8 protein-coding genes, 1 tRNA gene and 1 pseudogene are annotated in these 8,021 nt (G+C 36.5%); 5 read left to right on the top strand and 5 right to left on the bottom strand.

Annotated elements, in window-relative coordinates:
* Window positions 1-326: 326 nt before the first annotated feature.
* Both ttcA and HUN22_RS13785 read left to right on the top strand, forming a co-directional pair.
* The gene (gene ttcA, locus HUN22_RS13790; protein WP_016146199.1) at window positions 327-1,232 is read left to right on the top strand and encodes a tRNA 2-thiocytidine(32) synthetase TtcA; all 906 of its coding nucleotides are present in this window, start codon (window positions 327-329) and stop codon (window positions 1,230-1,232) included.
* Between the two features lie 204 nt (window positions 1,233-1,436).
* Window positions 1,437-1,820, top strand: a complete 384-nt coding sequence (locus HUN22_RS13785) for an SCP2 sterol-binding domain-containing protein (protein WP_016140203.1) — start codon at window positions 1,437-1,439, stop codon at window positions 1,818-1,820.
* Between the two features lie 91 nt (window positions 1,821-1,911).
* Here the strand turns inward: HUN22_RS13785 and HUN22_RS13780 are convergent, their stop codons facing one another.
* Window positions 1,912-3,024 carry a transglycosylase SLT domain-containing protein gene (locus HUN22_RS13780; protein WP_174730420.1) on the bottom strand — a complete coding sequence of 371 codons (1,113 nt, stop codon included), beginning with the start codon at window positions 3,022-3,024 and terminating at the stop codon, window positions 1,912-1,914.
* A gap of 372 nt (window positions 3,025-3,396) precedes the next feature.
* Between HUN22_RS13780 and greB the strand changes: the two genes are divergently transcribed.
* The 3 genes from greB to HUN22_RS13765 all read left to right on the top strand — a co-directional run bounded on the left by greB (window position 3,397) and on the right by HUN22_RS13765 (window position 4,561).
* Window positions 3,397-3,891 (top strand): transcription elongation factor GreB, encoded by a 495-nt coding sequence (gene greB, locus HUN22_RS13775; RefSeq protein ID WP_174730417.1) that lies wholly within the window; start codon window positions 3,397-3,399, stop codon window positions 3,889-3,891.
* 89 nt (window positions 3,892-3,980) lie between these two features.
* Window positions 3,981-4,070, top strand: a tRNA-Ser gene (locus HUN22_RS13770).
* 317 nt (window positions 4,071-4,387) lie between these two features.
* Window positions 4,388-4,561 carry a hypothetical protein gene (locus tag HUN22_RS13765; RefSeq protein WP_174730414.1) on the top strand — a complete coding sequence of 58 codons (174 nt, stop codon included), beginning with the start codon at window positions 4,388-4,390 and terminating at the stop codon, window positions 4,559-4,561.
* Between the two features lie 160 nt (window positions 4,562-4,721).
* On the opposite strand, the gene HUN22_RS13760 is transcribed toward HUN22_RS13765, so the two are convergent.
* The 4 genes and pseudogenes from HUN22_RS13760 to HUN22_RS18010 all read right to left on the bottom strand — a co-directional run.
* On the bottom strand, window positions 4,722-5,687 hold the full coding sequence (locus HUN22_RS13760; protein ID WP_254617543.1) for a hypothetical protein: 966 nt from the start codon (window positions 5,685-5,687) through the stop codon (window positions 4,722-4,724).
* A gap of 21 nt (window positions 5,688-5,708) precedes the next feature.
* Entirely contained in the window at window positions 5,709-6,878 is a 1,170-nt protein-coding gene (locus HUN22_RS13755; protein WP_174730411.1) for a YagK/YfjJ domain-containing protein, read from the bottom strand.
* Window positions 6,879-7,302: 424 nt separating this feature from the next.
* Window positions 7,303-7,536, bottom strand: coding sequence for a helix-turn-helix transcriptional regulator (locus tag HUN22_RS13750; RefSeq protein WP_025468204.1), 234 nt, complete (start codon window positions 7,534-7,536; stop codon window positions 7,303-7,305).
* Between the two features lie 156 nt (window positions 7,537-7,692).
* Window positions 7,693-8,021 (bottom strand): annotated as a pseudogene (locus tag HUN22_RS18010) (hypothetical protein); the annotation flags it as partial.

Below are 8,021 nucleotides of genomic sequence, written 5' to 3'. Positions count from 1 at the left end.
GCATAACATGTTGATTATTAAAGGTAAAAAACATTGGTTAAAAAATGATCAATTTAAATAAAACCCTTAACAGAAGGTCAAAACAGTTTGTCAAGTACGAAGAAATCCACAATTTTATCCACAGGTTTTGTGGAAAACTGTGGAAAAGTCCAAAAAGTAAGCATTTTGCACAAAATTTGAACGCTTCAGTCAAAATTAGAGCATGTCTTTTGCATCATGCATGAGCAATGTGACGACTTCAAGAATTGAAACTATTCTTTTGATGCGATTCTCTTCTGAATCATATAAAATTGCGCGGTATTTTTATTTATGGGTATACCTCGTCTATGTACGCGCCAGTTGAGTCCAATCAGGGATTTAATTTTAAGCCTGAACTTCCAACAAGCTCGGCCTATTACCGTTTGCTCAAGAAGCTTCGCCGTCAAGTTGGGCATGCTATTCGTGACTTCAATATGATTGAAGATGGCGATAAGGTCATGGTGTGTGTGTCTGGTGGTAAAGACAGTTATACCTTGCTCGATATTTTGTTGCAGTTTAAGCGTATTGCACCAATTAATTTTGATGTGGTTGCGGTTAACCTTGACCAAAAACAACCGGGTTTTCCTGAAGATGTTTTGCCTCGTTATATGGAAGAGAACAACATTCCATATTACATTTTAGAAAAAGACACCTATACCATTACTAAACGTTTAACGCCGGAAGGTAAAACCTACTGCGCAGTATGTTCACGTTTACGCCGTGGTTCTTTATATGGCTTTGCACAAGAGATTGGTGCAACTAAAGTTGCTCTCGGTCACCACCGTGATGACATCATCGCAACGTTCTTCTTAAACCTATTTCATGGCGGAAGCTTAAAGGCGATGCCTCCGAAGCTTTTATCGTCAGATAAAAAGAACATTTTGATTCGTCCTTTGGCATATGTTGAAGAAAAAGACATCATCAAATATGCAGAGTTGCGTCAGTTCCCAATCATTCCATGTAACCTTTGTGGTTCGCAGGAAAACCTACAGCGTGCCATGCTTAATGAAATGCTACGTGAATGGGATAAACAATATCCGAAACGCTTACACAGCATTTTCGGTGCGTTGCAGAACGTATCTCCATCTCAATTAGCGGATCGTGAGCTATTCGATTTTGAAGCTCTAGACTCTCAGCGTGAGTTGGATATTAAAGATCCAGAAGAGCTTAAGAAACGCTTAGATGTCGTGAACTTAAGCTTCGCTGCTGAATAAGCGTTAAACTAGAGAATGTTAAAGGCACTTTATAAACAAGTGCCTTTAATGTATCAAAATACTAAAAAATGAATGTTCCGTACAAAAAGTCATAGCCCAAAATTAAAATTACATGCTATAACAACCCACAAGCAGAATTGCTTCACATGATGTTGTCTGGATAGGCGACTAGAGAAATTGAACAAATAAATTTGAGGAAGAATCATGCCTGCATTTTTAACTGAAGATTGGTTTGCGACTGTCGAAAAATTAACTGCTGAAGCAGGTGATCTTAATTTGCCACCCGCTCTTGCGAATTTGGCAATTAATTTAGTAGTTACAGATGCTGCTGGAAATACCGAGTTAGCTTTAGATGGGGGTAAAATCCAAAAAGGTTTGTCTTCAAATGCCAAAACAACTTTAAATATGGATGCTGAAACTTTACGTAAAGTATTCTTAGAGTTTGATATGGCCGCTGCTATGCAGGCATTCATGACTGGTAAAATTAAAGTTCAAGGCGATATGTCTCAATTGATGGCTCTACAAACAGCTAAGCCAAGCCAAGAACAAAAAGATTTGTTTAAGAAAGTATTAGAGCATACTGCTTAAACTTAAAAGAATTCATATAAAAAGCTTACCCAAAGAGGTAAGCTTTTTATTTGTACAAACAATGAATTTATCAACTTTTAAACAATAAAAATTAGATATTGATTCGTGTTTGCGCTGTTTTAATATGTTCAAGATAAGCACGAATACGAGTTACATATTGAACCGCTTGCTTATATCGACCATTTCGCATTTTATTGCTTTGCAAATAATCGTAGAGATTAACCCACTGATTTGGGTCTTTCCCTTGAGCTCGCAAGCGCTTCTGAATTTGACTTACCGCACCCGGTCCCATGTTGTAGGCTACAAGCGCGTACCAATTCCGATCAGGGAATGGAATATTATCAAACTCACTTAACATTAAATCGTAATACTTCGCACCACCTTGAATGCTCTGAGTTGGATCACTACGATTGTTCACACCCATTGCTCGAGCAGTGCTATTGGTTAGCATCATTAAGCCGCGGACACCTGTGGGAGAAACAGATTCAGGCTTTAAATATGATTCTTGGTAACCAATTGCGGCAAGTAAATGCCAATCTAGATCATACTTCGCTGCACTTTGCTTAAAGCTCGCTTTGTAGATCGGTAAACGTGTGCTTAAGTCACGTTGAATGGTTGACCATGCTTCTGGTTTCACCACATTGCGGTTATAAAAAGAAGCAAGCTGCTGAGTCACACCATTTTGCTTACTTTGGCATACAAAGCCGCTGGCAGTCTGGGTGAGTGGGTCATCAGCCTGTTTAAATACCCAACTTAACTCTGGGTTTAAGCCATTTTTTTGCAAATTTGTTGTGTCACCACAACTTGCAGAAAATGACATCAAACCTTTGTTTTCGATTGTGCTTAAACCTGCTGTAGTCATCGCAAAGTTTGCTTTACCTTGCTGAACCCATCTAAGTGCAGTGGCATTGTCTGCCACGATTTTAAAGTCCAGCTTTACATTTAGGTTCTGTGCATAGTTACGCGCTAGGTCATAACCAAAACCATGTAAAAACTGATCTTCTTTGAAAACGGTTGTCGGGCTTTCTACCGCAACAACAGTTAGAGTGTTTGTGTTAACTACAGTATTGTACTGTAGGGTTTTACCTGCATTAAGACTATGAAATGGAATAAGCATAGTACTGAGTGCAAGCGCTTTTAACGGGAGAGAAGAAAATAAAGAGTTAAGGCAAAGCCTCGACCCAGAACTTGAATTACTGTGCATGTTGTCTCCGCTACAGATAATTTATGCCCTAAAAGTCAGACAAAAAGCTGCCATAACTTCTAAAAGTTGATAAATTCAATAAGGGGTGGGCAGTCATGACGTCATTCAAAATGACATGAAATGAAAAAAACAAACTGTGTAGAAAATCTACATAGTTTTCGAGTGGGTTAAAAAATGCTCAACATTTAAACTGCGCGCATCATAATATTGAAAAAAAGTAATGTCAAATTTTGTACAATTAAAACTTCGATATATCATCATAAACACATGAATTTCTTAAGGAAGAAAATTTATACACTTCTGATGTGAGAAAATAGGGTATAAAATGCTACATCTTGTAAGCGATATGTTGTTGAACAGTGGTTTTTTATCATGAAATCTAACTTAATCACTCGGTCAGGACATGACAAATTAGTTGCTGAATTAAAACAACTTTGGCATGAAGAACGACCTGAAATCACCAAAAAAGTAAACTGGGCTGCAAGCTTGGGTGACCGCAGTGAAAACGCGGATTATCAATACAATAAGCAGCTCCTTAGAAAAATTGATCGCCGTGTACGTTATTTAGGAAAACGCTTAGAAGAATTAAAAATTGTTGACTACTCACCTGAGCAAGACGGCAAGGTTTACTTTGGCGCTTGGGTTGAAATTGAAAATGAAGAAGGTGAGCAAAAAACTTTACGTATTGTAGGAATCGATGAAATTTATGATCATCATCCGCAACATATCTCAATTGAGTCGCCAATGGCTCGCGCATTGCTCGGTAAAGAAGTCGAAGATGAGATTGAAGTACACACGCCATCAGGAAAAAAACTGTGGTATATCAATACAATTCGCTATGAAAAGACAGAAAACCCCGAAAATTAAATAGATTTGTGTTTATTTTGAGCGGTTGAATTAAAAATTAAATAAAAGATTTGCCAACTTGTGTTTTTGTTTATATTATAGCGCTCGTTGGAAGCGTGGCAGAGCGGTTTAATGCACCGGTCTTGAAAACCGACGAGGGTGTGAGTCCTCCGTGAGTTCGAATCTCACCGCTTCCGCCAAAATTCTTAATAAGCCCTTGTTTTTGCAAGGGCTTATTTTTTGTCTGTTATTTTACCCCTCATCCTACCCCACATTAAAACTTGGATTGGAATAGTTAAAATAAGAATAGTTCAGATGGCTTTGGATTGACGTTTAGATTCCTTTAAGCATTTTCTAACTTCATTTATTAATTTTCAAAACCTATATACAAGCACATGAATTGCAGCTTTCTTAATCGTTTGGATTCTTTAAAGCTAATATAGCGTCATGTGATGACGTACTTATCTTTTAATTATAGTGAGGTTGATTAGAATCCTAATTAAAGGAGGTTAGTCATATGAAAAAAGCTGTCGTGCATTTAATGCAAAATGAAGGCAAGGAAATTGTCTTGCATTGTCAACGTGACACAAACAATGAAATTATGAGAATTTTTGATTTAGAGGGTAATGTTTTGCCTTTCAATCAAAGAACCAGATGTGTTATTTGGAATGCTGAAGTTTGGTATTATTGAGTCACATATAAGAGCAGCATGAAGGGAATCATGCTGCTCTACACAAAATTTTTTATTTAACGATCATAATGAGCTTGCCCTCGCTCAATCTTAATACTCGACTCTTGATTTCGAATCCTAAACCAGTAATCGGGAACTGTGAGTTGAGTTTTTAATATATTTAATCTATTACCCACATGCACTTGATTAATATCATAGTAATTCTGCTCTTGTCCTGATAAAGGGGAGCAATACCTGAGTTCATTGTGTAAACCTCTCCTAATGCTACACGATCAAGATTTAAGTCTTTAAAGAAGGGTTCAACGGCATTGTAAAGAGGGGTATCTTTAAACGGAACTAAATCAGAAAACTTTTTCCGAACAAAGAATAGAAGTCTGATCGTACACGTCTGGTCTATATCGACTTCTTCCCTAGACAATATCCCTAATACACCATTTTTACGACGGTTACGCCAAACAATTTGGATAATTTGATTACTTTTTTCCTGTGCGATTTCATACGCTGACATATCTCTAAAGTCTAAATCTCCAAACGCAGATTCACGCCCATCTCGTAATTTGCGTTGTACCACTATTGAATGTACTTCAAATCGTTCTGTTTCCCCTAAAATGAATTCTAGAAAGCGATTGTAAGAACCCACACCACACGAATATTTATAACTCCAACGTCGATTTTCGGTTATAAATGCACGTGTTTGAATATGTACCTTAAAGTCTGCAAAACAGGTTTCGCAGATATGTTCTAGATATTGGTATTCACCTAAAAAAATATTATTAATGTCATGTTTAGACATTAACTGACTTAATAAATTAATTTCAGGGTGAATTAAGGCATTTTGAAAAACTCCATTTGTGTATGGGTTTATGACATTATCTTTAACGACCTGGAGTACTAAGTGTCCTAAATTAGTCACATATAAATTGGGAACGGAAGGGTGAGGATAGGCTGTTGGATTATTGGTAAATATCCTAAAACTTTTCCTTTTTTTTATCTGCTCAATAAGGTCTATATAGGCATATAAAGGTACGGAATACGGTTGTGTGTATAACTGGGGAGAATAGGCCTTGGTCACAAGATTGAGATAGTTGAGACCTTCTACCTTTTGCATAGTGCTGATTAAGTTCATATTATAGATTCCCTGAGTGAGTTAATTTGATTCTGTTGGTGGGTCTTGACGCCTACGGCCTGAACTGGCTTTGGGCTCAGGTAATTCACTCCGTTGAAATCGTTTACTATTTTTCAACTCAGAGAAAATAAAAAATTGATCAGCCTTACAGATGTATTCAAAGGTTTGAAATAAGAAGGCTTGTTTTTCTTTATTGGCATAATGAATCATGCCAATTGCACAGTATTTGTAGTTCTCCTTATCCATGTTGCAGATAAAAGTACTTCCTTGATTCTTAGTAATGGTTTTCCAGTAATCAGAGATATATTTAGCAATAGTGATATCTTCCCAATGTTTATCACCATCAAAGAAAAAATAAGCGTGAATATGAAATCCAGTAGCATGAGAGTATTCATATTGAAAGATATAGCCCTGTATATCATTTAAGAGTTTGTTGCTACGCCAGTTATTCTTGAACTTCCTCATACACTTTTTGATATAAACAAGATCATTACGTGAATATGGAAATTCCATGGTTGAAGCATGTTTAAGGAGAGTATGGATATCTCGCTTCAATGAAAAATCTACTCTTACCACCAGAACCCGAGCAAACTTAGCGATTAGATGGTTAAACAGCTCAATACAGGCGTTTTTATTCGCATTCTTTGTTGCATCTCTATCTCGAATTTTTTTCTTGTATTCAGCGCTAAGAACATATTCCTTCAGTTGTCCAGTGAACTGATTAAATAACTCAACATATTTTTGTGCGCTCACTTCGCTTCTGTTATTTATCGGGAGAAGACGAGCAAGTATAGCTAGTTCTTCAGGGGTAAACTGAGATTGAATATGCATCCAGGCTTTTACTTCTTCACTGTAAAAATAATTCTTAGAGAATTCATGGTGAAATGCTGAACGCAATTTTTCCTCAAGTGATTTCCATGTAGGTGGAAAGTGAACCCAATAACGCTTTACTGAAGAAAGGATTTTCTCCTTCTTGAGCTTAGCTATAGGTAGTTTGATTTTCTTACATTTATCGATTGCAGAGACGATATTCACACATATTTCCACTTCAGGATCTATCGCATGTAGAAACTTCCGTGATGATCCATCAGGTGCTGTAATATCTGTTGAACCTAGATCTGATCGAAGAAGGGCAAGTTGTTCCTCAAGTGTGAATGTACCTGCTGAATGGAGTAACTGGGACTTATTCATATATTTCTCGAAAAATGAGTGATCAAGAAATTTGGGCAATAGCTGTCTGTAGACACTGAGTGAAACAGTGCCTAGGTCTAATTGGATTAGAAAGGACAAGATGATTAAAGATATTTGGTTGTCTAAATTAAAAACTGAACTTCATTTGTGATCTGACTTGCTCTAAGCAGTCAGAGTCACAATGAATACATCTGAGTTAAGTGAGATATATCCAATACAGTTAGTTTCACTAGATACCCAATACATATAATCAATATTCTGTTTAATTAAATATTAGCTATTAAATATTAAATATATGAGTTATTTAATATGTATTTAATTAAATGATTTTAATACCTTTATTCAAACCCATAGCAAATAAATAAGCTTTGCACAAATTCATATCGTATTTACGTGAATGTGTGGATCAGTGGGATATACACACTTACGCCGTCATTTGTTGCTGATTACGTGCTTCAATTCTGGACTGAATCCATAACCGAACTTCACTTAATCTCCATCGGCTTAAATGACCAAACTTCACGGGTTTGGGAAAGGTAGGGTCATAACGACAGGATTTAGGATTAATACGATCGTAGATAGTTGATCTAGATAAGCCGGTAAGCTCTTCTAGGTCGGTGCGCTTGATCATCTTGAAGGGATCGGTAGCCTGAGCCATAAATTATTCCTCGTTTTTAAACAATTAAGAACATGCTGTACAACATAGGAATACTTTATCTTTTGAGAAATAGGGCGTCATTGTGCGTGCGCCGAAAGATTTTTGATTAGAGCTTTAGCCTCTTTCAAAATCAAAAAGAGCTTATTCTAAATAACACTATTTTTTCTTCTTACTCGACTTGTAGTATTTATTAACTGTGTCATAAAGTGATTGATTGGTATCATCTTGGATTTCGTACTTCCAGTGGTCAAAATGTTGGAAAATATTTTTTATAATTGATGAGGAGTCTTCTTGGATTAGTTCTAAATCCTTAATAATACGAATGCAGTTATTGATTCTGTCATCTAAGCGTTTAATTTGTAATGAATAATTTATTCCAGTCTTTATGAATGCCTCTTTAAAAGACTTCTTCCTAGGCAGGTAAATATAAGAAAAACTTCCAGCATTTTGAGCCCTTGTATATCGATTTCTCATAAAGACTAATT

Origin of the sequence: Acinetobacter lactucae, from assembly GCF_013344765.1 — a bacterium.
Classification (GTDB): Bacteria; Pseudomonadota; Gammaproteobacteria; order Pseudomonadales; family Moraxellaceae; genus Acinetobacter; species Acinetobacter lactucae_A.
This window is presented reverse-complemented; position numbering and strand designations above follow the sequence as displayed.

Coding starts and splice junctions, on each gene's coding strand:
- greB (WP_174730417.1), top strand. CDS start 3,397: ATGAAATCTAACTTAATCACTCGGTCAGGACATGACAAATTAGTTGCT.
- HUN22_RS13755 (WP_174730411.1), bottom strand. CDS start 6,878: ATGAATAAGTCCCAGTTACTCCATTCAGCAGGTACATTCACACTTGAG.
- HUN22_RS13785 (WP_016140203.1), top strand. CDS start 1,437: ATGCCTGCATTTTTAACTGAAGATTGGTTTGCGACTGTCGAAAAATTA.
- HUN22_RS13750 (WP_025468204.1), bottom strand. CDS start 7,536: ATGGCTCAGGCTACCGATCCCTTCAAGATGATCAAGCGCACCGACCTA.
- HUN22_RS13780 (WP_174730420.1), bottom strand. CDS start 3,024: ATGCACAGTAATTCAAGTTCTGGGTCGAGGCTTTGCCTTAACTCTTTA.
- ttcA (WP_016146199.1), top strand. CDS start 327: ATGTACGCGCCAGTTGAGTCCAATCAGGGATTTAATTTTAAGCCTGAA.
- HUN22_RS13765 (WP_174730414.1), top strand. CDS start 4,388: ATGAAAAAAGCTGTCGTGCATTTAATGCAAAATGAAGGCAAGGAAATT.
- HUN22_RS13760 (WP_254617543.1), bottom strand. CDS start 5,687: ATGAACTTAATCAGCACTATGCAAAAGGTAGAAGGTCTCAACTATCTC.